The following is a 24,900-nucleotide window of genomic DNA, read 5'->3' on the forward strand; positions in this document are numbered from 1 at the left end:
CACATGTTCGTTGTTGGCGCGGGGAATGTCCAGTTCGGGAGGCGCAGTTAGGACGCCCGGTTAGGGACGCCCGGTTAGGGGCGCCCGGCTAGGGACGCCCGGCTAGGGACGCTGCGGTGGCCGGTGCAGAGTGCCTGATCGACCTATGTCGATTACATCGACATAGGTCGTCATTGCATACCATATAACCTGCAATACCATACAAAAACTGTTACGTAAAATGCCTACCTCACAAATCAACTTTTTGTATTCTAAAAGCGCCACCGTCATACACAAGTTATCTTTTGTATGTTAGCTTGTACGCAATAATTTTTGTGTATCTCAAGACCTAATATTTCATACATAAAAGCGAGCGCGTCAAATGGAAAGCTACACTCCGGATGTCCTGCCATTACAAAACCTGGATTACGGGCAGCTCATTACCCTCGTTGGGCAAGCCAACTCGAAACTGGCTGAATACAGTGGCCTGCTACAAGGCATCGTCAATCCCGCCGTTATGCTTTCGCCCCTGACCCAACAGGAAGCGGTGCTGTCGTCTAAAATCGAAGGTACCCAGGCCACTGTTGAGGAAGTGCTTGAACGGGAGGCAGGCCAGAAGTTCGATCAGCACAAGAACGAAGACATCAACGAAATCCTCAACTACCGCAAGACCATGCGGTTGTCTCAGGAGTATCTGCAAGATGGGCGTTCAATCACTCTTGATCTGCTGCTACAACTTCACAGTATTCTACTGGACAGCGTTCGTGGCCAGCATAAATCGCCCGGCCAGTTCCGGAAAGAGCAAAACTGGATAGGTCGGGCAGGCTGCAGCATAGATCAGGCAACATTCGTTCCACCTGATCCACTACAATTGGCTGATCATCTCCAGTTTTTTGAGCGCTACCTGCAATTGGAGGATTTTGATGCCCTGGCACAAACCGCTATCGTCCACGCGCAATTTGAGCTCCTTCACCCCTTCAAGGACGGCAATGGGCGTATTGGGCGCCTTTTGATTCCGTTGTTCCTCTACTCCAGGAAACGACTGTCCAGCCCGATGTTCTATCTTTCTGAGTATCTTGAGTCGCATCAAGAAGAGTATTACCAGCGGCTGGCGGCTGTTTCTGCTGAAGGTGACTGGACCGGTTGGATCCGGTTTTTCCTCAAGGCGATCATTCAGCAGTCCGAAACCAACCTGCACCGTGTTCGTTGCATCATGACGTTATACGAAGACACCAAGACCTGGATCAGAGAAACGACACACTCCCAACATACTTCTCTACTGCTCGACGGTATTTTCGACCGCCCGATTTTCAGCAGCAGTGATTTTATCAGAAGGACGGGCATCCACCGACAAACCCTCCACGGGCTGCTCCGCCAGCTGATAAAAGGCGATGGCCCGCTGATCGTCCTGCAGGAAGGGCAGGGTCGACGACCCGCCATTTATGCCTTCCCAGCGCTTCTTAATATCTGTGAGGGAAGGGATGTCTTCAGCAACTGAACATTGTCGCTGAGTACACGGTACTGGATAACCCAGCGGCGGCACGCCATCTGGTCAGGGACTCTATATGATGCGAGATGAACGACAGCTTCGTGCATCTATGCTTGGAATCAGCTAACCAACGGCGGCACCCGGATATGACGACATTGAACAATCTTTTTACCGGCCACACCGCACCCACCCAGGGCGAGCGCTTCGACACGCTCCTGGCCCACCGCAACCTGGTGATCGAACGTATCGTCAGTTCCGCGGATATCCAGCCGGCTGAGTACGTGCAGGCACAGGACGAATGGGTGCTGCTGGTGCGGGGTGGCGCGATCATGCAGGTAGCGGGGGAGCGGATTACCCTGGGGGAGGGCGACTACCTGTTCCTGCCCGCCGGTACCCCCCACCAGGTTGAGCAATGTGAGGCGGATACCTTGTGGCTGGCGGTGCATTTACATCCCGACAGCACCGGCTAATCCGGCTACACTGCCAGCCCGGCAAGCACCGAGGGCGATATCATGCAACAAGCGATTACCGGCTATCACCAGGATGAAAACCACGATTGGGTGGCGGAACTCGCCTGTGGTCACTACCAGCACGTGCGCCACAAGCCACCTTTTACCCAGCGGCCCTGGGTGCAAACGGCGGAGGGGCGCGCCTCCATGCTTGGCCAAACGCTTGCCTGCAAGAAGTGTGAGCTGGGCGCGCCCGCGGACGAGCCCAAGGTGCCCAAAGTGGTGGTGGAATCCAACCGAGAGCGCACCCTGCGGCTGATCCAGGCCATTGCTCGCGGGGACGCCGATGCCATCGCCGATGCCTACGCCGATGATGGCAAGTTGCATACCATGGGCAATACCCCGATCTCCGGCGTTTATGACAAGTCACAAATTCGCCAGTTTGCGGGCAGTGTGCTGGAGGCCTTTCCCGATGGGCTGACTTACACGGTCCACGCGGTCACCGCTGAGGGCAATCGGGTAGCGGTGGAGGCAACAGGCAGTGGGCGGCACGTGTCCGGAAAGGATTACGTTAACCACTATCACTTTCTGTTCACCTGGCGTGACGGCAAGCTGCTGGAACTCAAGGAATACATGGACACCGAGACGGTGACCGAGGTGCTTTGCGGCGGCGTGCAGCGCGGCTAGCCATGTCGACGATAGATACCTTCCGCTTGCTTCTGCTTTCCTCACTGTGGGGGTTGTCGTTCATTTTCATGCGCGTCGCGGTGCCGGAATTCGGCCCGGTGCCCTTGATTCTGCTGCGTATGGGCCTGGGTGCCCTGTTGTTGCTGCCCTTCCTGTTAAACCTGCGTTACCTGCGCCTGATGTGGGAGTACCGAAAAAAACTGTTTCTGGTTGGCCTGATGAACAGCGTTTTGCCCTATGTCCTGCTGGCGCTGGCGACCACACGCCTTGAGGCAGGTTTTACCTCCTTGTTGAACGCGCTTACCCCAATCTCCACCGCGTTACTGGGCGCCCTGTTTTTTGCCACCCCGGTGCTGCGCCAGCAGTACTGGGGCTTCGCCCTGGCCATCATTGGCGCCTGGATACTATCGGCGGGACGCCTGGATTTTTCCCTGGGTGGCGATGGCTGGTTTATCGCGGCCGTGATCGGGGCCACGCTCTGTTATGCCTTCTCCAACAATTACTCGCGACTGCACCTGGCGCACTTGCCGGCCCGGGTCCAGGCGGCGGGCAGTTGCGCCACCGCCGCTGTTATCCTGTTGATTCCGGGGCTGTTGTTGTGGCCTGTGGAGCCGGTTAGCACGGTGGCCTGGGCCAGCGCCCTGGCGCTGGCGTCCCTGAGCACCGCGGTGGCCCTGCTCATTTACTTTGGGCTGATTGCCAGCGCCGGCGCTACCTCAACCTCCACTGTCACTTTCCTGGTGCCGGTCAGTGCGTTGTTCTGGGGTTACCTGTTGCTCGGCGAAAAGATCAGCGTGCAGGTGCTGGTCGGCATGGCCATTACCCTGCTCGGCACCGCGATCGCCACCGGCCTGATCCGGCGCCGGCGACGAACGCTGTGACGGGTACAGCCAACACGGTTTCTTACTGTTCCGACGCCAGGTAGCACAACAGGTTTTCCCGATCCGCGGGATTGCGCAAGCCGCCGAACCCCATGGTGGTGCCGGGTATATAGGCCATCGGGGCGGCCAGGAACGCGTCGAGCCGTTCCGGTGTCCAGATGCCGTCCATCCCGGACATGGCAACCGAATAGGGGAATCCGTCAGCGTCGGCGATGGTGCGCCCGATTATCCCGGCCAAATTCGGCCCGGCGCCACTCACGCCGGTCTCGTCCCGGGGGTGACACATTGCACACTTTGCGAACAATCGGGCGCCACGGTCGATATCGCAATTATCCGCTGCAAGATGAGGTGCCACCGGTCCCAGGCCTGCAAGGATCATCGCGGCTAACAGGCGCCGTCCTTTGGATACCATCAAGGTTACTCCGCGAAAGGCCATTTGTTGAGAGCGCCGGTGCCTTCCTCCACACCCAGGTAAAGATTCTCTTCCGGGCTTGGCAGGTAGGTAAAGCCGGTGGCGATTGTCCCCTCAATGCCTGACCACTTGCCGGTACCGCCGGTGAGGACATACGTATTGCCGTTTTGCCCTGTCGTCAGAGAGAGAAACAGTTTGTCATCGTCCGCATCGCGCCAGACACAGTTACCGCGACCGGTTGTCTCCTGTTGTTCATTGACGTGATCGAGGCCGGTGCAGTCAATGGAAACCGGTATATCGAGGTTGTTCCCACTGCGCAATACCGTGCCGCCGCGCACGCTGTAGGCATAGGCCTGCCCGACCGGCCCCGTTGCTACCGGGGCATGGCCTGTTGCATGAAAGCCTCCGCTCAGGGTGATCTGCACGGGTTCGGCTATCGCGGCAGCCGGGACCGTACCAAGGGCTGCCAGTAACAGAGTGGTTCGAATCATCTCGTCTCTCCTTAAATCGCTATGTGTTGTGTTACCTGTTGGGCGACGGTTGCACCGCTTTCAATAGCGCCATCGATAAAACCGCGCCAGCCATTTGCGATGTCGGCGCCGGCGAAGAAAACATGGCCCTCGGGACGTTGCAGTTCGGTCAGGCTGCCAGTGAGGGTGCCGGGCCGATACATGCACCATGTGCCTTTGGAGTACGGGTCAATATTCCAGTCATAGCTCACTGACTCTTCCACCGTGACCGAGGGTTGGTAGCGGGCAAAAGCACTGGCGACCGCGCGGTCGTCATTAACATCAAGTAGCTCCGGGCTGGCGCCAAAGCCACACAGCAGTTGGCTGTCCGGGTCATCATATTCGGTCCAGGCGAAACACAGGGGCATCTGCTGCGTACCGTGTCCCATGAACACGGGTTGCTTGCCGGCTGTTTTGGCATACACCTTGGTGCCCGAGCCGGTGTGCCGACGACGGCTCTCGCTGAGTTTGACCTCTGAAATCGCCGGGCTGAATTCGATGTCCGCGAGGCAGTTCAGCGGCACGGCAACCACCACCGCGCGCGCCTGCAGTTCCTCCCCGCGGAGGGTGGTGACTGTCGCACCTGCGGCGGACTGTTTGACGTGGGCAACCGGTGTTCCCAGCCGGACCTCTGCGTTGCTGTCTGCCGCCATTCGGTCAATAAGTGCTTTGGTGCCGCCGGCAAGGCGGTACCGGGACAGGTTATCCCACAGGTTCCAGAGGTGGTAATTGCCCAGGGCAAACCAGCGCAGTTGGTCCAGGTAACTGCTTTCGCTGGCAAAGGAATGCCCGTTAATGGCGGCAAAACTGTACAGCAAGTCCCTTTGTACGGCGGGCAGGCCAAGGTTTGCAATGGCGTCCGCCGCACTGATCTGATCCAGGTTGCCGAACTCCTCTTTGAATAAAGGCTGATACGCTCGTGGGATGAATTCACGCGCGGGTGCGTAGAAATGGTTGGCCGCCGGTTCGTAAATTTCAGCGTATTGCGCCAACGAACCGGTGATGCGCTCGCCGTCGTCCATCCAGATGGCCTGCGAGGCCGCGACCGCTGCGCTCTCGACAACATCAACGCCGTAGCGCATGCGCTCGGACCAGACAAAGGGTTGAGAGTTGCCTATCCAGGTGCCCCCAAGATCAAGGTCATGATTGGCAAAGCGTGTAGTAAAGGTGCGGCCGCCCAGGCGTGGCCGGGCTTCGAGGATCAGCACACGAAAGCCGCGCAGGCTGAGGTCGCGCGCCGCGGTAATACCGGCAAAGCCCCCGCCGATGACAATGGCGTCATAGCCGCCACCGTCGGCTGTGTTTCCCGCGGGAATGGAAGCATGCAACGAAGGCGCCGCCGCAGCCGAAACGATAGCCCCGACTGCCTGCAGCAGGCGACGGCGATTGTGATCAAGGGGGCGACCCTGGTCATCAGGGTGCGGTGGTAAGTCACGATTCCCGGACATGGCGCTCTTCCTTATAGTGGTGATCAGCGGCCCTATTGGGTCATGTGACCAATAATAGGTCAGTCGACAAATTAACGCAAGCCCCTTATACTCGTAAACCCACAACGGCAGCCCGGAGCAGGTATGGCCAGCAAATCGATCGAAAAGAGGGCGGGTACCGGTTTGCGCCGGGGCACGGCCCAGCGGCGGGCCGGTAAGGAGACCGCCGCGCGGATCGTGCAAGCGGCGCAGGAGGTGCTGAGTGAAAAGGGTCACACCCGGTTCTCAATGAGAAATGTAGCCGAACAGGCCGGAGTGTCACTGGCCAACGTTCAATACTACTTTCCACGCCAGGAAGACCTGGTAAAAGCCATTTTCGACGATTTGGGATCGCGCTATCGCAGCGCTTATACGGAGTGCCTCAAGGCTGCCGGGCCGAGTGCTCAAGAGCGCTTTGAGGCGGTACTGCGATTCAATCTGGGCGATATTACCGATGCCCGAACAAAGCGTTTCTTCCTGCAGCTATGGGCGCTGTTAAGCAACTTTGAGGAAGCCTGTGGCGAGTTGCTGGAGCAGCTGTATGCGGTGGACATTGAGCAGCTGAACGAGCACATCAGCGCCCTTGACCCCACTGCCGACGCGCGGGAAATCACGACCCGTTCGACCCTGCTCGCCGCGATGATCGAGGGCCTGATGGTGGTGCTGGGTAACAGGAGCCCTGACAGCCCGGAGACCCGTGCGCTGCTGGAAAGAGCGCACCAGCAGGGGCTTGCCATTGCGCGTGGCGTGTCCTGACCAGCGCGGTATGTGAGCGCTTGCTTTAAGCAGGACGGTCAGCCAACCCCGCGCGCCTGATCACCCCAGTACAGCGCGCGCACGGCCTTCTTGTCCGGCTTGCCCACCGGGGTGAGGGGGATGCCGGCCACAAAGTCGATGCTCTTGGGCGTTTGCACGGAGCCCTTGGCCTGTTTCACCGCATCCTGCAATGACGCCACCAGTGCCTGGTCGGCGTCAATGCCGGGCTTGACCACAATCACTGCCTTCACTGCCTCGCCCCATTGTTCATCGGGCACGCCGATAACCACAACCTGCTGCACGGCCTCGTGGCGGGATAATACGTCTTCCACCTCCCGTGGAAACACATTGAAGCCCCCGGTAACGATCATGTCCTTGGTGCGATCCACGATATAGAGGAATCCCTCCTCGTCGAGGCGGCCGATGTCGCCGGTGTGCAGCCAGCCGCCGGCAAAGGCTTCGGCGGTGGCCTCGGGCATGTCCTTGTAGCCGCTCATCACCAGGGGCCCGCGCACGCAGATTTCACCGGGGTCCCCCGCCGCAACCGGGTTGCCGTCGAGGTCCAGCAGGGCCAGGTGAACCCAGGGCGACGGCCGGCCGCAGGCGGACAGGCGCTCGGGTTTGCTGAGATCGTGTTCCGCGCGGCGCATATTGGCCAGCACCATGGGTGCCTCGGACTGGCCGAAGAACTGGTAAAACACCTGTCCCCACAGCTCTATGCCCTGTTGCAGTCGCGCCGGGCTCATCGGTGAGGCACCGTAGAAAATGGATTCCATGCTGGACATGTTTGCCGTTTTGGCGCGCGGCGAGTCCAGCAGGAAATACAGCATCACCGGCACCAGCATGGTGGCGGTAATGCGGTGCTGCTCCACCATGTCAAAAAAGCCGTCCGGGCTGAAGCCCTGCATGACGTAGAAGGCGCCGCCCTTTTGCAGCACGGGTATGAAGAAAGCCGCCGCCGCATGGGACAGCGGCGTGGCTATCAACATCCGCAGATCCTCGGGAAATTCCCATTCCGCCAGCTGGATCTGGGTCATGTAGCTGGTCACCCGGTAGCTGCTCATCACCCCCTTGGGTTTGCCGGTAGTGCCACCGGTGAAGTTCACCGAGGCGATATCGTCCGGGTTTACATCCGGTGCGACCAGGGGCGCGGGGGCAAAGCTATCCGCCAGCGCGAGGTAGTCAGTACCGCTGTCACTGGGACCAAATGACAGCAGGTGCCTGACCCCGGGCACGCGCTGCTGCAGGGCAGCCGCATGGGCATCAAAGGCCGTTGGGTCGAACACCAGGGCATCGATTTCTGCGGCCTCCAGCACATACGCATGGTCATCGAGCGAACCCAATGGGTGCAGGGGTGTGCCGATGCAACCGGTGAGCTGCATGGCAGCAATATTGGCCAGCACCTCGGGACGGTTGCCGGAGATAACGGCAACCCGGCTGCCCGGGCCCAGCCCGATGGCCTGCAGCGCCTGTACCAGTTGGCTGGTGCGTTCCCGCACTTCCCGATAGGTTGCGACCTTGTCGCCCAGGAAAAGGCAGGGCTGGTCGTGATAACGGTTCAGGCCTTCAACCAGCAGATGCGGCATCAGGGGAGGGTGGTAAAGATTATTATTATTCATGGCGATATGATTCCTGAAGGTGGCTATTTCTGGTCTATGCAGAGGCCTCGGGTGAGCGCGGCGTACGTGTCGGTCACCGCGCGGCGACTGAGTGTTGCCTCGGTCACCATGGACGAGCCGTGAAAGGTGCCGGGGTAGCAATGGATCTCCGTGGAGACCCCCGCGGCGAGCAGGCGCTGGGCGTAGCTCAGGGCTTCGTCCCGCAACGGGTCAAATTCCATTACCGTCACACAGGCGGCCGGCAGGCCAGCCAGGTTCTGCTCCCGCGCGGGGGCGGCCAGGGCCGGCACATCGGCGCCGCCGCGCTGGTAGGCACTGCCGAGGTAGTAGTCCCAGCTTTGCTCCGCGTTGGGACGGTGCCAGATGGGTGTGTCGGTGAAGGCCCGCATGCTGGTGCTGTCGAGCCGGTCATCCAGCACCGGAATGGACAGGAACTGGTAACACAGCGCCGGACCGCCGCGCTCGCGTGTGGCCAGGGCTGTGGCCGCAGCCAGGCAGCCGCCGGCACTCTGGCCCATGATGCCCAGGCGGCGCTCGTCGATGTCCAGGGTGTCGCGCTGGGCATGTGCCCAGCTCAGGGCCGCATAACAGTCTTCCAGCGGGCCGGGGAATGCCGTCTCGGGAGACAGCCGATAGTCCACGGACACCACCACAATACCGAGATTGCGGCACAGCGCCAGGCAATTGGCATGCTCGCTTTCCAGGTTGCCGAATACAAAGCCACCGCCGTGAAGATAGATCAGTCCCGGTACCGCAGCGGTGGCATTTTCCGGCTGGTAAACCCGCACCGGTACCTCCGGGTCACCGGGAGCACCGGGAATATGATGGTCGGTAATGGTGACACCGCTGGTATCCAGCTCGGCATTGGCCGGGGCGATCATCGCATCCATGGTAGCGCGCATCACCCCGGGATCCTTCAGGTCGAAGGGTGGCAGCAGTTCGAGGATGGGGGTGAGTTCGGGGTCGATATTATATTTCATGCAACGTGCTCCCAATTTTATGATGGCCCTATTGTCAGCTGTCAGGTCGGGAGTGTCACGTTTCGTCGTCGTATCAAAGTCCAAGTATAAATACCGACGTTGTATTTGGGTGGGGCCGCGTAGGTGGGGCCGCCCAGTCGGGCTCTCCCGGGAAACCTATTCCCGATAGGCGATATTGGATACCGCGATCCGGGTAGTCAGGCAGGGGTCCGTTTCAGCCCTGACGTAGGCTTTTTGAATAACCGAGTGGCCATCAATGACGCGACCGAAGGCGGCGAAGCCCTTGCCGTCGGCATGCCTGGAGCCGCCGAAATCCAGTGCCGGCTCACGCTGGAGGCATACAAAGAAGCTGCCATATAACTCTCCCGGCTCAAAGCGCGCGGCGGAGACGGTCCAGCGGTCATGCTGCAAGGCGGTCAGCCCGGTATGTTCATGTTCGACCTGCGAACGTTGCTCTGCCATAGCGGCATGCGTACCTATCTGCACCACGTTGATCGGGTTTGCTTCCACCTCACCGTGTTTGTTGGTCGATACGATACGAAAAATGCTGCCGTCACTGAATGCATTGTTCTTCGCAAGCGAGGCAAAGTAGTTACAGGTTATGGGTGCGGCGTCTGTCAGTAACAGCACACAGAATGCGCCCAACTCGGTTTCGACATCGAGGTACGCCATGGCCGGGCCCCTGCTAGGCAACGGGCAGCAGAACAGGCGTGCCGGCCCAGAGTATGGTTGCCGTGCTGTCACCCTTGTTGACGATGTTGTGGTCGAGTTGGGTGTTCATGTGCACACAGTCACCGGCCTTTAGGCTGAAGACCTTGTCGCCGATAAGCTGCTCCACCTCGCCGCTGATGATGTAGAAAATGTCCTCCCCCTCCTCGCGATGTACGGTCGGAAGTTCGACTCCCGGTGGGATCTCCATGAGTAGCGCGCTCATTTGCTGATTGGGAATGGAGGCATTCAGCACCCGGTAGCTGACTGGTGAATCAATGTTCAGGTACTGCGGATCATCCCCCTTGCTGACCAGCTCTGCCGGCGATGGCGGTGAGATGAAGTAGTGAATATCGGTGCCCAGCGCACGCGCTATGTTAATCAGCGAAACAATCGAGGGTGTGGCTTTGCCGCGCTCCGCCTGCGACAGGAAGGCAGCAGAAAGCTCCGCCCTTTTCGCCACTTCCTGCAGGGTAAGCTTTTGCTCCAGGCGCCTGGCTTTAAGCAAACCGCCAATGGAGCGCTTCATCATTGAGTTCTGTTTCTTTTCCACACGGGGATCCTCGGTTAGTGGGTGCGAAGTGTAACCCGCGGAGAGATTTTGTCAAAAAATATTGACATAGTTAAAATTTTAACTCATTTTTGGAGCTGACGGTCATCGTGTCGCAGCAGACAATCGGTCAATTGTGCAAGTTGGCTTTTGCGGGCAACGAAAAATCAGGCGTGAAATTGGGGGAGAAAACCAGATGAAAAAATTACCTGTTAACGGGTTGAGATATGCGGTTGCATCAGTCGTGGCATTATCGGTTGCACCACCGGTATTTGCGCAGAGTGAAACCTCCGATGGTGCATTGGTGCTTGAGGAGATCACGGTTACGGCGCGTCGCCGCGATGAAAGTATTCAACAGGCGCCCTACGCAGTCACCGCTTTCTCCGCCCAGACACTGGAGGACGCCAATATACAGCGGATGGCAGATTTTATTGCGCTGACGCCAAATGTAACCCTCGCGACCTCGCAGGGGATCGGCACCAGTTTTCTCAGTATTCGCGGTCTGACCCAGGTGCGCAATGGTGAGGCACCTGTGGCCACCATCGTCGACGGGGTGCTGCAATTCAGTGGCATCCAGTTTCGCCAGGAATTGTTCGATGTTGAAAGCGTACAGGTGGTCAAAGGTCCCCAGGGCGCAATTTACGGCCGCAATGCCACCGGTGGCGCGATCATTATCAATACCCGCCGGCCCACGAATGAGACCGACGGTTATTTCAGCCTGGGTGTTGGTGAAGGTGACGAATACTCGCTGGAGGGCTCCTATGGCGGCGCCCTGATTGAAAACAAGCTGTTTGCCCAGGTATCGGGCAAGCACATTGATCGCGAGGGTTACCTGACCAACATTACCCGCAATGAGAAGGCTGACCGCTTTGAGGATACAACCCTGCGCGGGCGCATGATCTTTGAGCCCACCGAGAATCTCTCGTTTGACGCGCGCGCCAACCTGTCCCGCCATAAGGGACGCGGCATTGGCTTCCAGTTCCAGGGCGTGGACCTGGCGCCGGATGGCATTACGGCCATCGGCTTCGGCACCGATACCGGCCCGTTTGATGCCAACAATGTCTTGCCTGTTCGCGACAACAACGTGGACTACGGCGAGCGCGACGTGAACGACCTGGCGCTCAAAATCGACTGGACAACCGAATTGGGTACGCTGGTTTCCACCACCAGCTATACAGACCTTGAGGAGTGGGCGGATTCCGACCAGTTTCCCTACACGGCAGCCATGAGCTCACCCGCATTATTCGGTTTTGACGGCACACAAACCGGTTTCTTCGATATTGAAGCCTGGAGCCAGGAGTTTCGGTTCCGCTCCCCTGACGACCAGCCCATCCGTTGGGAAGTCGGTGTGTACTATCTGGAGTGGGACCGCTTTGTGTCCTTGTCTACCGGTGTGGACACAGGCGCCGGCATTATCCGTCTTGAGCGTGAGCCCTCGACAGATCCGCGCAACCCGTCCACATCTTTTCTGGCGGATGACAACAGCAATACTGCAAAGGCCATATTCGGCCAGTCCAGTTTTGACATCGGCGAAGACTTCGAGCTGTCGCTGGCACTGCGCTACGATGAGGAGGAACGGGTGCAGGATGTGTCCCCATTGCAGTTTCCCGCAGGCGTGCCCGGTGCGCGCAACCAGGAAACCTTTGACATGGTGCAGCCCAAAATCACCCTGCGGTATTCGCCCTCCACAGAGCACAACTGGTACACCACCTGGGGCCGCGGGTTCCGCAGTGGCCAGTTCAACCAGAACGGGATCTCCGAACTCGCGGCCGACATCGGCCTGGTGGGGCTTAATGATGTTGTAGACCAGGAAGAATCCGAGTCCTTTGAGGTTGGTTACAAGGGACTCTACCTGAACGATCGTCTGCGACTGATCGGCGCGGGCTTTGCCACCAAGGTGGAAGGGCAGCAGTTCTTCTCCTTTGTGGGTGCAGTCAGCGCCCAGATTCTCACCAACATTGATGAAGTACAGTTGTATGGCGGTGAGCTTGAGCTGAATCTGCGGGCCACCGAGCACCTTGATCTGTATGCCTCGGTCGGCTACACGGATAGCGAAATTGAAGAATACGCGGTGGACCCGTCCACCGAGGGAAATGAGGCGCCGTACGTCGCAAAGACGACATTCAACCTGGGTGGCCAGTACGAGGTGCCGCTCAATTTTGCCAACCTGAACCTGTTTGCCAGGCTTGACTATGAGCGCCGTGGAAGCCAGTACTGGGACGTGCAGAACTCGACCGAGCGGGACCCACTGGACTTCCTCAGTCTTCGGCTTGGCGTTACCGACGCCGATGACAAGTGGTCCCTGATCGGCCAGGTGGAGAATGCGCTGGATGAAGAATATAACTCGGAATGGGTCGCCGGTGGTTTTTCCGCGCGTGCCCCCGGCCGAATCTGGAACCTTCGACTCAGGTATAACTTCTGATTATGACTAAATATCACGTTTCAGCTGACATAGGTGGCACCTTCACCGATATCGTTATCGAGCCCTCGGATGGGCCGGTATTCGTCAACAAGGTGCCGACAACAAGAGAAAATCCGGCGCTCGGCGTTATTAACGGGATTACCGATGCCGTCCCGAACCTCGCGGACATCGAGTACTTTGTGCATGGCACCACGGTTGGGCTCAACGCCTTCCTGGAGCGACGGGGCGAGCGTGTATTGCTGATCGCCACGGCGGGCGCAGGGGACAGTTATGTGATTGCGAGAGGCAATCGAAACGCCCTCTACGACCTGCGATACAGCAAGCCGGACCAGCTGGTCCGGCGGCGCGACGTGCACGAAGTTCGCGGCCGCCTGTCCTGGGACGGCAGCGAACTTGAAGCCCTGAACGAGGCGGATTTCCAGCCCATCATCGACAAGGTGAGAAGCGAGAAGATCAACGCGGTCGCGGTATGCTTCCTGCACAGTTACGCCTATCCCGTACATGAGCTGCGAGCGCGCGAGATCCTCAGGGCTGCCTTGCCCGATGTCTCGGTATCGCTTTCCCACGATGTGGCGCGCGAATGGCGCGAATACGAGCGCGCCTCTTCCGCGATCATGAATGCCTACGTCGCCCCGGTAGTTGAGCGTTACCTGCTCAGCTTGCAGGAGCAACTGCGTACTCGTGGCATGCAGGCCGGGGTGCATATCATGCAATCCAGCGGTGGTGTTACCACGGCCGACACTGCACGTCAGAAACCGGTGTTCACTTTATTATCTGGCCCGGTTGGGGGAACCATCGCTGGCGCCTCCCTGGCGAAACGGGTCAATCGTCCCAACCTGTTGTGTGTGGATATGGGTGGCACCTCTTTTGATCTCAGCCTGGTGGTGGATGGCGAAGCCAGTACCACCCTGGAAACCGAGCTTGAAGGCCTGCCGTTACTGATGTCGATCGTTGACATCCGTACCATCGGTACCGGCGGCGGCTCGGTGGCGTGGCTTGACAATGCCGCGGTTCGTGTTGGTCCTCGCAGTGCGGGTTCCGTGCCGGGCCCTGCCTGCTATGGCAATGGCGGCACCGAGCCTACGGTGACTGACGCCAACCTTTATCTCGGGCGACTGGGTGCCAAATCTCTCCTGAGTGGTGACATGTCGCTGGACGCTAATGCCGCCGCCGCGGCCATTGAGGAACTGGCCCGACAGGCGGGCATGCAGGCGATTCCATTTGCCGAGGGCATTCTCGCAATCTCCAACGCGGCGATGGCCGATGCCATGCGTACCATCACGGTCAGTGAAGGTGTGGACCCGCGTGACTTCACCCTGGTGGCGTTCGGCGGTGCCGGCCCCATGGCGGCGGTATTCCTCGCCGAAGAACTGGATATTGGCGAGGTATTGATTCCCCGTTTCCCCGGCACCTTCTCGGCCTGGGGCATGTTGCAGACTGACTTGCGCCACGACCTCACCCTGAGCTTTTTCCGCGCCGCCGTGGCGGTCACCCCCGATGAACTGGCGGGCCTGTTCGCGGAACTGGAAGCCGAAGGCACGGAGCTGGTTGTTGCGCAGGGCGTTACCAGGGACCGCGTCTCGTTCCTGCGCTCTGCGGACATGCGCTACTCGGGGCAGGAATACACGATCAATATCGCGTTGCCCGAAGCGCTGGATATCGAGGCCCTCAGCACGAGCTTCCACGATACCCACAAGCAGCGCCATGGCCACTCGAGCCCGGGAGCGCCTATTGAATTCGTCAATCTACGGCTGGCGGCCATCGGTGCCATCAACAAATACGATGAGCATCCGCACACGGTGACCGGAGATGGCAGTGATGCGGTTATCGGCCAGCGAGACGCAGTTTTTCGTGGTGGCAGGCTGAATGCGCCGGTATTGCGGCGCGACCGGTTGCCTCCCGGTTACCAGCTTTCGGGGCCGGCGATTATTGAAGAGCAAAGCGCCACCACCGTTATTCCGGACAGCTGGCACTTGCAGGTCGATGAAGAATGCAACCTGATACTGACGCGAGGAGAACAGTCATGAACCCGGTGGACCCTATTACCACGGAGATCATTCGCAACGCCTTTATCTCCATCGCCAGTGACATGAATGCGACCCTGATTCGCAGCGCCTTTACGCCCGTGATCTATGAAGGCAAGGATTGCTCGGTGGCGCTGATCGATGAGAATGGTGAAGTGCTCGGCCAATCCCTGGGCCTGCCCCTGTTTCTGGGTAACCTGGAAATCTGCGTCAAGATCATGGCCGAGCGTTATGGCTGGGACTACTTTCAGGAGGGAGACGTGTTCTACATGAACGACTCCTATATGACCGGTACCCACCTCAATGACTCCACCATCATCATGCCCATTTTCTGGCGCGGCCAGCGTATAGGCTTTGCCGCCTCGCGAGCCCACTGGCTGGATGTTGGCGCCAAGGATCCCGGCACCCCGGTGGACTCGCACGAAATATACCAGGAGGGGACACGCTGGGGGCCTACCCGTTTGTACGATGCGGGCAAGCCGCGGCAGGATGTCATTGAGTTGCTGCGTTTGAACAGCCGCTTCGGCGATGCGACGATCGGTGATCTCAATGCGCAGATTGCCGCTGGCAATACCGGTGAACAGCGCTTGCAGGCCCTGTTTGAGCGTTTCGGGCCCGAGACCATCCGCGCCGCCCGGGATGAAATCTACAAGCAGACCGAAGCCCGGGAGCGCGAGGAAATTACCGCATTGCCCGATGGCGAATACAGCGCCGAAGGCACCATTGATGACGACGGGCTGGGTAACGGCCCGATACCGGTGAAGCTGAAGGTGACCATTGCCGGCGACGCCATGACAGTTGACCTTGCGGGCTCTGCCGACCAGGCAGCCGGGCCGGTCAACTGCGGCTTGACCCAGACTGTGGCCGCGGCGCGCGTGGCCTACAAGCTGCTTATCTGCTCTGAAGAGTCACCAAATGGTGGTTCCTTCCAGGCCCTGGACGTGCAGGCCCCGGTGAGATCGATCTTTCACGCCCAGGAGCCAGCCCCCTGTGGCTGGTATTTTACCCCCCTGGGCCTGCTGATAGACCTGATCGTGAAAGCGTTGTCCGAAGTGTTGCCGGGCAAGGCAGCGGGAGCCCACTACGGCGATTCCATGGTCATTACCATCGCCGGACAGGATCCGCGGCACAACGACGATTTCTACCTCATGATTGAGCCCACCACGGGTGGCTGGGGCGCTTTCGATGGAGGGGATGGCGCCAATTCACTGATCAACAACGTCAACGGCAGCTTCAAAGACCTGCCGATTGAGGTTTTTGAGAGCAAGTACCCGCTGCGCATACTCAGTTATGGCATTCGCCAGGACTCGGGGGGCGCCGGCAAGTATCGCGGCGGCAACGGTACCTACCGCGAATACCTGGTGGAGTCGGACTCATCGCTCTGGCTCTGGTTTGAGCGCTCCGACACGCCGGCTTGGGGCCTGTTTGGCGGTGGTTCGGGTGCTGCACCCAAGGTCCTGATCCAGCGTCCCGGCCAGGAAACCATGGAGCGGCTGAAGGCCAATGACATCAAGATTCCACGGGGCAGTGTAATCCGGTCCATGACAGGTGGCGGTGGTGGATATGGTGATCCGGAAGAACGCGATCCGCGGCAGGTTCGCGAGGACCTGCTGGATGGCTTCATCTCACCCGAGCATGCCAGCACAGTGTATGGCGTCAGCCCGGAGGCAGTGGACTAGTTGGGGGTGTCAACGCCCAGAGTTGACGCAGGGGACACGTTGTCCGGGGTGCATATCGCGCTGGTAATTATCGGTGGCACCATCGGTATGGCGGTGTTTCTTGTGTCGGCGCAGATCGGGGGTTCGCTTGGCCTGTACCACGCGGCCTGGGCGTTTGCGGCCGGCTGCCTGATCCTCGCGGTCATGGGCTCGCTGACTTCTTACGTGGGGGCGTCGACCCGGCTTACCACCTACCAGCTTTGCGCCCACGCTTTTGGTGGCGTTGGTGCGCAGTTGGTGAATACCGTGATTGCGCTGTCATTGATCGGTTGGTTCGCAGTGATCAGCAACACGCTGGGATCGTTATCGGATTTTGTCTTCTCGCGTTTGTATGGCTGGCAGTTACCGGTGGCTTTTTATGTTGTAGCAAGCAGTACGGCGATAGTGCTGGTCACCGTTACCGGGTTTCGTGGCATCGACAAAATAGCGTTGTGGATGACGCCGGCCATGTTGTTGCTGGTTTTATATGCGGCCGTTGGAAGCATCGACCAGGTGGCGGACTGGAGCCGCCCTGTTGATGGTGCCACGGAAATGAGTTTCTCCGCGGCGGTCTCCGCAGTGGTGGGGTCTTACATTGCAGGCGTGATCATCCAGCCTGATTACAGTCGCTTTGCCCGCAATACCAAGCACGCCGTGGGCGCGGCCTTTATTGCCCTGGGCATCTGTTTTCCCAGCGTCATGTTTCTTGCGGCAATTCCCGGTTCGGCACTCAGTCAGGTTGACTTGCGTGGCTTACTACTTGCCATGGGTGTCGGCTTGCCTGCATTCAGTCTGCTGTTTCTTGGAGCGTGGTCTTCGAATGTCCTGTGCCTGTATTCCTCCAGCCTTTCCATGTCGACAGTGGTTCGGCGCATAGCGTATTGGAAGGTAGTTGTCACGATCGGTGTATTGGGCACCCTGCTGGCGTTGGTGGATGCGCAGATCTACCTGGTGAACTTCCTGGTATTGCTTGGCATTACCATCCCACCTCTGGGCGCTATTTATCTGGTAGAGGCACTACTGCTTACCCGTCCGGCTGTTGCCGATACGACCTCTTCGCCGGCACGACCGCAAACAACGCAATGGCGGGCCTTACTTGCCTGGGTGCTAGCGACAGGTTTTGGGTTTGGGGTCCAGAACGAACTACTGGCAATCACCGGCGTTTCATCCATTGATGCGATCCTGGTTTCGGCAGTGGTTTTTCTCTTGCTCAATCGCGGGCGCTTCCGGCGCCCGGTACTTATCGCGGCAGTATGAGTGCACCGCAACACTACTATTAAAGGGAGATCGACAAGATGCATAAAGCCTGGGTAATTCACGACTACAGCGGCTTCGAAGAACTCAGCCTGGAACAGTTCCCCGACGAGAAACCTGGCCCGGGCGAGGTTCGGCTCAGGGTGGAAGCCTTCGCCTTGAACTGGGGCGACATGGACCTGATGGAAAATCGGTACTCCTACAGTTTCTCGAGCTTTCCCGCCAGGATCGGTATGGAGGCGGCGGGTATTGTCGATGCGGTCGGGCCGGGGGTCGACGGTATTGAAATCGGCGAGCGCTACTGCACGCTGCCACACTTCTATGACAATCGCGGAGCGAGTGGTGAAGCGCTCATTGTCAACGCGCGCTACGTGACCAGGGCACCTGCCAACCTGAGTGCCGTCGAAGCTGCGTCCGTGTGGATGCAGTACCTCACGGCCTACTACCCGGTGGTGGAACTTGCCCATGCGCAGCCCGGGCGTGTCATTCTGGTCACCGCGGCAACCAGCACGGCAGGCGCTGCTGCCCTGGAGATCGGGCGACTGTGTGGCGCTACCATGATCGGCACGACCCGCTACGACTATAACCGTCCCTACCTTGAGTCCGCTGGTGCCGACCATATCGTCGTGACCGGCTCGACCAATGAAGGGTTTGCAGCCCGGTTGAAAGCGTTGACGGAGGGTTACGGGATCGATGCCGCGTACGACTCGATCGGTGGCGGACTGATGAATGAATACGTTGGCGCGCTGGCAAAAAATGCACGGATCTTTTTCTATGGAATGCTCGATAAGGACTTTCCCGAGATACCGTACGCCGCGCTCTTTCAGTCCAATGCGCTGTTCCAGGCCTATTCGGTCTTCAACTACGTGGAAGACGATGAGATGTGTGCCCGGGGCGTTGAGTGGGTTAACGATGCCCTGGCCGCAGGCGAAATCTCACCCAGGATTGACCGTGTCTATGCGATGGATGAGTACATTGAGGCGTGTCGATACCTGAAAGAGCCAAGACAGACGCACGGCAAGGTCGTTATCGAAACCGGTATCCGCTGATCCGCAACCGCCAGCGCCCAACCGCAACTACGGTTCAGGCCTGGCAATCCAGCACGATCTTGCCCGCTACCGCCCCCGCGTCGATCAGGCGGTGAACGTCAGCCGCCTCCGCCAGCGGCCGTACCTCGGCGACAGCGGGATGCAGTCGCCCCTCCCTGAGCCATTGCAGCAAGGTCATCACATCCTCGCGGAATTCTTCCGGGTGTTTCTCGCGCCGGGACTGGATGTTGTAAAACCCCGTAGCGCGGCCATCCGGGCGCAAGCGCCAGAAGCCCAGCAGTTTGGCGAAACCCCATAGCAGGCTGGGTATGGATTCCTCACCGGTGGTGACTTGCAGGGCGCCAAAGCCCACCAGTTTGCCGCGCCGGGCGACGCAACGGTAGGAGCGAGGCCAGTTGTGGCCACCTATGGTGTCAAACACGGCCTGTACACCCTGGCCATCGGTCAGCCGGCTGATTTCCGCGACAAAATCGGTAGTGCGGTAGTCAATGGGGGTGGCGCCAAGGCTGCGCACCAGTTCGTGCTTGGCGGCGGAGGCCGTACCGTACACGGTAAGTTCCAGCTCCCGTGCAAGCTCCAGGAATGCAGTACCCACCGCACCGCCGGCCGCATGAACGAGGATTCTGTCCCCCGGTGTGAGCGCACACTCCCGGGTCAGCATCTGGTAGGCGGTGGTGTAGGACAGGATCATGCAGACCGCCTGCGCCGGCTCCAGACCGGCAGGGCAGGGGATTATCCGTTCCGCGTCTGCCAACAGGTACTGGCTGTAACCGCCGGTCACCGGCATATCCGCAACGTAATCCCCCGGCTGCAGGGTGCTTACGCCGCTGCCCACGCCGTCCACCATCCCGAACCAGTCGTAGCCCAGGGTGAACGGCGGCTTTTGCTTTACCCCCGGGTACTGGCCCTGCCGGATGACGGTATCGGTAAAGCCGGTGCCGGCGGTCAGTACCTTCACTCGCACCTGGCCGGGGCCGGGCTCTGGCAGCTGCTGCTCTGTCACCACCTTGAGGTTTTCGGGTCCGCCAAAGGCGGTGAGCTCAATACGCTGCCAGTTGGTTGCTTTCATGCGTTCGCTTCCTGTGTGGTCTTCCCCCGGGAGATACCGGGCGCTATGGCGCCGTTGTCCGCAGCCTGCTACCGTAAACCAGCTTAGGCTAATTCTACGTTAACCGGGGCGACAGACTAACCATGGCCACCACACTTCGCCAGACCAACCTGACCAAGCTCGCCGGCCAGGAATTCGACGTGCTCATCATCGGCGGCGGTATTAACGGCGCGGTATCCGCGGCGGCCCTGGCCGGGCGCGGAGTGAAAGTGGCGCTGATCGAGCGCGACGACTTCGCCGGCGGGGTCAGTTCCCAGTCCTCCAACCTGGCCTGGGGCGGCATCAAGTACCTGGAAAACTACGAATTCCTGCTGGTCAACAAGCTGTGCAGGTCACGCAATGAGCTAATGCGCGCCTATCCCTCCACGGTAAAGGAAATCCGCTTCTTCACCACCATCCAGAAAGGCTTTCGCTGGCCGCCGTTCTTCATCTTCCTGGGAAGCGTGCTGTACTGGATCATGGGTCGTTTCAAGACCCGGCCACCGCGCTATATCAGCGCCCGTCAACTGGAGGCCACCGAGCCGGTGATCAACACCACCAATGTGGCGGGGGGGCTGGAGTACTCCGACTGCTACCTGTACGACAACGACGCCCGCTTTACCTTTGGCTTTATCCGCAAGGCGCTGGATTATGGCTGCGTGGCGGCCAATTACGTGGCCGCCACGGCTATGCACAGGGAAAACGGGCGCTGGCTGGTGCAGGCCCGGGACGCCACCACCGGAGACACCTTCACCGTAGCCGCCAAAGCCCTGGTGAATGCCGCCGGGCCCTGGCTGGATGCGCTCAATCGGGATACCGGCATCACCACCGCCCACCACCACCTGTTCTCCAAGGGCATACACCTGATCGTTGACCGGGTCACCGACAACAAGCGCGTACTCACGTTCTTTGCCAGTGACGGCCGGCTGTTCTTCCTTATCCCCATGGGCCCGCGCACCTGCGTGGGTACCACCGATACCCAGGTGGAATCCCCCGAGGTGGGAGTCACCGACGAAGATCGCGATTTTGTGTTGCACAATATCAACACCCTGCTGGACATGACCCCGCCGCTCACCCGCGACAGCATCATTGCCGAGCGCTGTGGTGTGCGCCCCCTGGCCGTGCGCGGTGAGGGCGGTGCGGCGGACTGGGTACAACTGTCCCGCAAGCACGCCATAGAGGTGGACCGCGAGCGCCGGCACCTGAGTATCCTTGGCGGTAAGCTCACCGACTGCCTGAACGTGGGCAACGAAGTGGTGACGGAGCTGGCAAAAATGGGCATCAGCGTACCGGAGCCCGATGCGTGCTGGTACGGGGAACCACCGGCGGAGCTGCGCGAGGAATACCTGCGCCAGGCGCGACTGATGAAGCTGGATGACCTCACCGATCCCTCATCTTCCGAACCCCTGAGCGAACGCTTCTGGCGCCGCTACGGCCAATCCGCCTTTCACCTGCTGGAGCGCATTCGCGAGGATCGCAGCTGCGCTCGCCTGCTGATCGCCCGCGCCGAATACACCCGCTGTGAAATGGAGCTTACCGCCCAGCGCGAGATGGTGGTCACACTGGAAGACTTCATGCGCCGCCGCTCCAAGATTGAACTGGTGTTGCGGCCGGAGGAGATTGCGGCGGCACCGGGGTTACGGCGCGCGGCGGAGATCCTGTTCGGGGAGCGGGCGGAGGAGAAGCTTGCCGAGTATCTGGCCAGGCCGATTGATCTCGTTGCGGCGCCGCAACCGCCCGGTTGACCATTACGATAGCTGTATCAATATAGGCGGATGCCAAACATTACCCTTGCTGTAGTTGGTAGTCGCGCCAGCCAGGGAGGCTTTCAGGGTAATCCGCCGGTCGCTGGTCACCATAGGCTCGCTGGCGCAGCTCACTGCCCATTGCCTGCGAATAATCGCTCAGGGGAACGTAGTAAAGAAAGTGCAGTTCCCTGCTCTGGAAACGCCAGCTGCCCTCCTCCAGCCGATAGCGATCGTGATAACGCAGTGCCGCGATGAACGCGCAGCCATTGCGCCACAGCTCGGCGTGGGCAGAAACCGTACCGCGGGCCCGGTCCGGGTCATCTGGCTCACGTTCAATGAAGTGGTCGTGACTGACATGATTACTGATCCCGAGACTGCGAAAGCGCTCTATGAACTGGCTGACAATGGCCTGCCTTCCCTGTGCGCACATAACACCGTCGCGGGAACCGAAGCTGGCGTCGGCGGTGAACAGCGCACCGATCGCCTCCAGGTCGTGATCGTCCACGGCGAGGCCGTAGCCCGCCACCAGGTTGCGGATTTGCTCTCGGGCCTCCAGTTCATGGAGGCGTGCTTCCAGTGAATTGCTTGGCATAGTGCTTGTCTCCAGTATGGTTTTTTGGCGCCAACGCTAAACCCTGTGCCCTGTAGCGCTTACCGGCAGCCGGTAACTGCAAATTTGTTTGTACAGCCATTGACATGTTTGCGTCAAGCAACTATGTTTCCGCTTGAATAAAATTCAATAACTGCCAGGCTCTTGAATGCGCCCCGCATTGCACGATTTTGTACATGGACTTTGTCCTGCCCCCAATCGCTAACAATAAACTGCATATCACAGATAAAGGAAAGAACTATGACTCATCTGGCTCAGGCAAGACCCCCACGCTCACGACTCGCTCTCGCGCTTGCGGGCACCTCTTTCATGGCCGGGGTCTTCGGCATGACGGCGCAGGCGCAAATGCTGGAGGAAATAGTGGTCACCTCGCAAAAGCGCGCCACCAGCCTCAACGTGCAGGACGTGCCCACGGCAATCTCCGTGTACAGTGGTGCAGCACTGGAAAACAGTTTTGCTCTCGACCTGACGGATGTTGGTCGCATGGCGCCCAACGTGCAGCTCAACGACTCGGGTACCTACCCGGGCTTCGCCAACTTCTTCATTCGCGGGATTGGGGTCAGCAACACGACTCGCTCCCAGGACCCGGCAGTGGGTACCTTTTTTGACGGTGTCTACGTGGGTTTCGGCCCCAGTTCGGTCGCTGCGGCCTTTGACTTCGAGTCAGTGGAAGTTTTGCGTGGCCCCCAGGGCACCCTGTTCGGCAAGAACGTCACCGGTGGTGCGGTTTCAGTGACCAGCCGTCGACCCAGCCAGCAGTTCGGCGGCTACGCCAAGGTGCAGATGGCCAACTACGACTCCCTGCAGTTGACCGCTGCGGTGGACCTCCCGATGACCGATACGCTGGCGATGCGTGTGGCCGCCACCAGTCGTTCGCGGGACGGTTACTTCGATAACCTGACCACCGGCCAGACCAAGCCGGAGCAGGACGTCAACATTATCCGCCCATCCTTGCTGTGGACGCCTACCGACCGGCTATCCTTCGCTGTTATCGGTGAGTACTATCGCAGCCGCAGCGGTTCCTCCGCCTCGCAGAACCTCGACAGCCGCGTTGACCCCCGGGCTGCAGGGCCCTCGACAGTGCAGCGGGTGTTCGGCTACACGCCCCCTTCGGACAAATACGATATCAATCACGACCTGCAGGGCTATCTGGACGCGGAGACCAGAATGCTGGTGCTGGATGCCAGTTATGAGGCGGACCACGGCACCTTTACCGTGATCACCGGGGCCAGGGACGTACGCTACGACACTTCCACGGATTTTGACGGCTCGCCCCATCCCGTATTTCACTTCCCGGACAATGAAGAGGAACAGGAGCAGTTTTCGATCGAGGCGCGTTATGCGTCCAGCTTCTCCGACACCTTTGAATTCACATCCGGGTTGTTTTACTTCACCCAGGAGTACGATATCGGCGAGCGCCGGGAGTTCTATATCGGTGGCGAACCGGAGAACCCCACGACCCTGCAGCAGGTCGGGCTCGCCCTGACCGATGACGAGTCTTTCGCGGCCTTCGGTGAGGCAAGCTGGCATTTCAGCGACAATCTCAGCCTGCTGGTCGGTGGACGCCTGACCGACGAGACCAAGGAAGTGGAGTTCTGTCCTTTCAGCAGCGACCCCGTCATATTTTCCTCCCTGTCGATGGCGGCCTGCGATGCCCGTGTTACCGGCAGCGAAAGCTGGACCAGTTTTTCACCCAAGGTGGGCCTGAACTGGCATGTCACCGAGGACATCTTTGCCTATACCAGCTGGTCCACGGGTTTTCGCTCCGGCTCCTTTAATATCCGCGCCAGGCTGCCCGAGGCAATCGGCCCCGTGGACGAAGAGGAAGTGTCCACCTGGGAAGCAGGTTTAAAGTCGACCCTGCTCGAGGGGCGCATGCGTTTCAACGTGGCCGCTTTCCACAGCGCCTATGACGATATCCAGCGAACCATTTCCGACACGGTGCTTGTCGATGGCAGCCCCCAGGTAACGCAGGCACTTCGCAATGCCGCGGAGGCCACGATCTCGGGTATCGAGGTGGAAACTTCGCTGATGGTCAGCGACAATCTGACGGCCGACTTTACCTTCGGTTACCTGGACGCGCAGTATGACAGTTTCCCGGGGATTGATGCCGACCGTAACGGCGTCTATGAGCCGGCGGTCGACGACCAGGCAGCTAAAAACCTCGATTTCGAGCGTGTGCCGGAGTTTGAGTACACACTCGGCCTCCAGCACAACCTGGCTCTCGCCAATGGCTCCGAGTTGTCTTCGCGCCTGTCCTACCAGTGGCGCGATGATCACTTCGTGGACACGCTCAACAGCCCCAGCATTGCGGTTGATGCCTATGGCCTGCTGGACGCCAGCGTGACCTATGACCGCATGGCAGAGGGCTGGTCGGTGGCGCTGTTCGGGCGCAACCTGACTGATGAAGACTTCCACGACTTCGGCTACGACGGTGGTACCCACCGTGCAGTCTGGGGTGGCGTGCCGCGCACCTACGGTGTTGAGCTAAGCGTCAACTTCTGAAGCGCCGAACAGCGCGGAT

The 24,900-nt window shown here is 59.6% G+C and carries 21 protein-coding genes; 12 read left to right on the forward strand and 9 right to left on the reverse strand.

The window, feature by feature from the left end; translation table 11 throughout:
- Positions 1-361: 361 nt before the first annotated feature.
- The 4 genes from CWI75_RS04495 to CWI75_RS04510 all read left to right on the forward strand — a co-directional run bounded on the left by CWI75_RS04495 (position 362) and on the right by CWI75_RS04510 (position 3,485).
- Positions 362-1,477, forward strand: coding sequence for a Fic family protein (locus tag CWI75_RS04495; protein ID WP_101520296.1), 1,116 nt, complete (start codon positions 362-364; stop codon positions 1,475-1,477).
- Between the two features lie 137 nt (positions 1,478-1,614).
- On the forward strand, positions 1,615-1,938 hold the full coding sequence (locus CWI75_RS04500) for a cupin domain-containing protein (RefSeq protein WP_101520297.1): 324 nt from the start codon (positions 1,615-1,617) through the stop codon (positions 1,936-1,938).
- Between the two features lie 42 nt (positions 1,939-1,980).
- Positions 1,981-2,604 carry a DUF3565 domain-containing protein gene (locus CWI75_RS18490; RefSeq protein WP_241521079.1) on the forward strand — a complete coding sequence of 208 codons (624 nt, stop codon included), beginning with the start codon at positions 1,981-1,983 and terminating at the stop codon, positions 2,602-2,604.
- A gap of 2 nt (positions 2,605-2,606) precedes the next feature.
- Positions 2,607-3,485, forward strand: coding sequence for a DMT family transporter (locus tag CWI75_RS04510; RefSeq protein WP_101520298.1), 879 nt, complete (start codon positions 2,607-2,609; stop codon positions 3,483-3,485).
- 22 nt (positions 3,486-3,507) lie between these two features.
- Here the strand turns inward: CWI75_RS04510 and CWI75_RS04515 are convergent, their stop codons facing one another.
- Genes CWI75_RS04515 through CWI75_RS04525 form a run of 3 tightly spaced genes read right to left on the reverse strand, consistent with a single transcriptional unit; the run spans position 3,508 to position 5,854 of the window.
- Positions 3,508-3,897: a c-type cytochrome gene (locus CWI75_RS04515; protein ID WP_162299985.1), complete on the reverse strand. Its 390-nt coding sequence runs from the start codon at positions 3,895-3,897 to the stop codon at positions 3,508-3,510.
- 5 nt (positions 3,898-3,902) lie between these two features.
- On the reverse strand, positions 3,903-4,388 hold the full coding sequence (locus CWI75_RS04520; RefSeq protein WP_101520300.1) for a hypothetical protein: 486 nt from the start codon (positions 4,386-4,388) through the stop codon (positions 3,903-3,905).
- Positions 4,389-4,399: 11 nt separating this feature from the next.
- Positions 4,400-5,854, reverse strand: coding sequence for a flavin monoamine oxidase family protein (locus CWI75_RS04525; protein WP_101520301.1), 1,455 nt, complete (start codon positions 5,852-5,854; stop codon positions 4,400-4,402).
- A 123-nt stretch (positions 5,855-5,977) separates the two neighbouring features.
- Between CWI75_RS04525 and CWI75_RS04530 the strand changes: the two genes are divergently transcribed.
- Positions 5,978-6,628 carry a TetR/AcrR family transcriptional regulator gene (locus CWI75_RS04530; RefSeq protein ID WP_101520302.1) on the forward strand — a complete coding sequence of 217 codons (651 nt, stop codon included), beginning with the start codon at positions 5,978-5,980 and terminating at the stop codon, positions 6,626-6,628.
- Between the two features lie 38 nt (positions 6,629-6,666).
- Here CWI75_RS04530 and CWI75_RS04535 read toward each other — a convergent pair whose 3' ends face one another.
- The 4 genes from CWI75_RS04535 to CWI75_RS04550 form a co-directional block, all read right to left on the reverse strand.
- Positions 6,667-8,247 carry an AMP-binding protein gene (locus CWI75_RS04535; RefSeq protein WP_101520303.1) on the reverse strand — a complete coding sequence of 527 codons (1,581 nt, stop codon included), beginning with the start codon at positions 8,245-8,247 and terminating at the stop codon, positions 6,667-6,669.
- A gap of 23 nt (positions 8,248-8,270) precedes the next feature.
- Positions 8,271-9,227 (reverse strand): alpha/beta hydrolase, encoded by a 957-nt coding sequence (locus CWI75_RS04540; protein ID WP_101520304.1) that lies wholly within the window; start codon positions 9,225-9,227, stop codon positions 8,271-8,273.
- A 156-nt stretch (positions 9,228-9,383) separates the two neighbouring features.
- Positions 9,384-9,899 carry a peptidylprolyl isomerase gene (locus CWI75_RS04545; protein WP_101520305.1) on the reverse strand — a complete coding sequence of 172 codons (516 nt, stop codon included), beginning with the start codon at positions 9,897-9,899 and terminating at the stop codon, positions 9,384-9,386.
- A gap of 13 nt (positions 9,900-9,912) precedes the next feature.
- Complete coding sequence (locus tag CWI75_RS04550; RefSeq protein WP_146003546.1) at positions 9,913-10,488, reverse strand: helix-turn-helix domain-containing protein; 576 nt, start codon at positions 10,486-10,488, stop codon at positions 9,913-9,915.
- A gap of 193 nt (positions 10,489-10,681) precedes the next feature.
- Between CWI75_RS04550 and CWI75_RS04555 the strand changes: the two genes are divergently transcribed.
- Genes CWI75_RS04555 through CWI75_RS04575 form a run of 5 tightly spaced genes read left to right on the forward strand, consistent with a single transcriptional unit; the run spans position 10,682 to position 18,931 of the window.
- Complete coding sequence (locus CWI75_RS04555; protein WP_101520307.1) at positions 10,682-12,907, forward strand: TonB-dependent receptor; 2,226 nt, start codon at positions 10,682-10,684, stop codon at positions 12,905-12,907.
- A 2-nt stretch (positions 12,908-12,909) separates the two neighbouring features.
- On the forward strand, positions 12,910-14,934 hold the full coding sequence (locus CWI75_RS04560; protein WP_101520308.1) for a hydantoinase/oxoprolinase family protein: 2,025 nt from the start codon (positions 12,910-12,912) through the stop codon (positions 14,932-14,934).
- Positions 14,931-16,610, forward strand: a complete 1,680-nt coding sequence (locus tag CWI75_RS04565) for a hydantoinase B/oxoprolinase family protein (protein WP_101520309.1) — start codon at positions 14,931-14,933, stop codon at positions 16,608-16,610. The genes CWI75_RS04560 and CWI75_RS04565 overlap by 4 nt, the downstream gene beginning before the upstream one ends.
- 6 nt (positions 16,611-16,616) lie before the next feature.
- Positions 16,617-17,885 (forward strand): purine-cytosine permease family protein, encoded by a 1,269-nt coding sequence (locus tag CWI75_RS04570; protein ID WP_146003547.1) that lies wholly within the window; start codon positions 16,617-16,619, stop codon positions 17,883-17,885.
- Positions 17,886-17,923: 38 nt separating this feature from the next.
- A complete protein-coding gene (locus tag CWI75_RS04575) occupies positions 17,924-18,931 on the forward strand; it encodes a zinc-binding dehydrogenase (RefSeq protein WP_101520311.1) in 1,008 nt (335 codons plus the stop codon).
- A gap of 34 nt (positions 18,932-18,965) precedes the next feature.
- Here the strand turns inward: CWI75_RS04575 and CWI75_RS04580 are convergent, their stop codons facing one another.
- The gene (locus CWI75_RS04580; RefSeq protein ID WP_101520312.1) at positions 18,966-20,000 is read right to left on the reverse strand and encodes a medium chain dehydrogenase/reductase family protein; all 1,035 of its coding nucleotides are present in this window, start codon (positions 19,998-20,000) and stop codon (positions 18,966-18,968) included.
- 122 nt (positions 20,001-20,122) lie between these two features.
- Here CWI75_RS04580 and CWI75_RS04585 point away from each other — a divergent pair, with 122 nt between their 5' ends.
- Positions 20,123-21,763, forward strand: a complete 1,641-nt coding sequence (locus CWI75_RS04585; protein WP_101520313.1) for a glycerol-3-phosphate dehydrogenase/oxidase — start codon at positions 20,123-20,125, stop codon at positions 21,761-21,763.
- 40 nt (positions 21,764-21,803) lie between these two features.
- On the opposite strand, the gene CWI75_RS04590 is transcribed toward CWI75_RS04585, so the two are convergent.
- The gene (locus CWI75_RS04590) at positions 21,804-22,358 is read right to left on the reverse strand and encodes a nuclear transport factor 2 family protein (RefSeq protein ID WP_101520314.1); all 555 of its coding nucleotides are present in this window, start codon (positions 22,356-22,358) and stop codon (positions 21,804-21,806) included.
- A gap of 258 nt (positions 22,359-22,616) precedes the next feature.
- On the opposite strand from CWI75_RS04590, the gene CWI75_RS04595 reads away from it, so the two are divergent.
- Positions 22,617-24,881: a TonB-dependent receptor gene (locus CWI75_RS04595; RefSeq protein WP_101520315.1), complete on the forward strand. Its 2,265-nt coding sequence runs from the start codon at positions 22,617-22,619 to the stop codon at positions 24,879-24,881.
- Positions 24,882-24,900: the final 19 nt, after the last annotated feature.

This window comes from Kineobactrum sediminis, from assembly GCF_002868715.1.
Classification (GTDB): Bacteria; Pseudomonadota; Gammaproteobacteria; order Pseudomonadales; family Halieaceae; genus Kineobactrum; species Kineobactrum sediminis.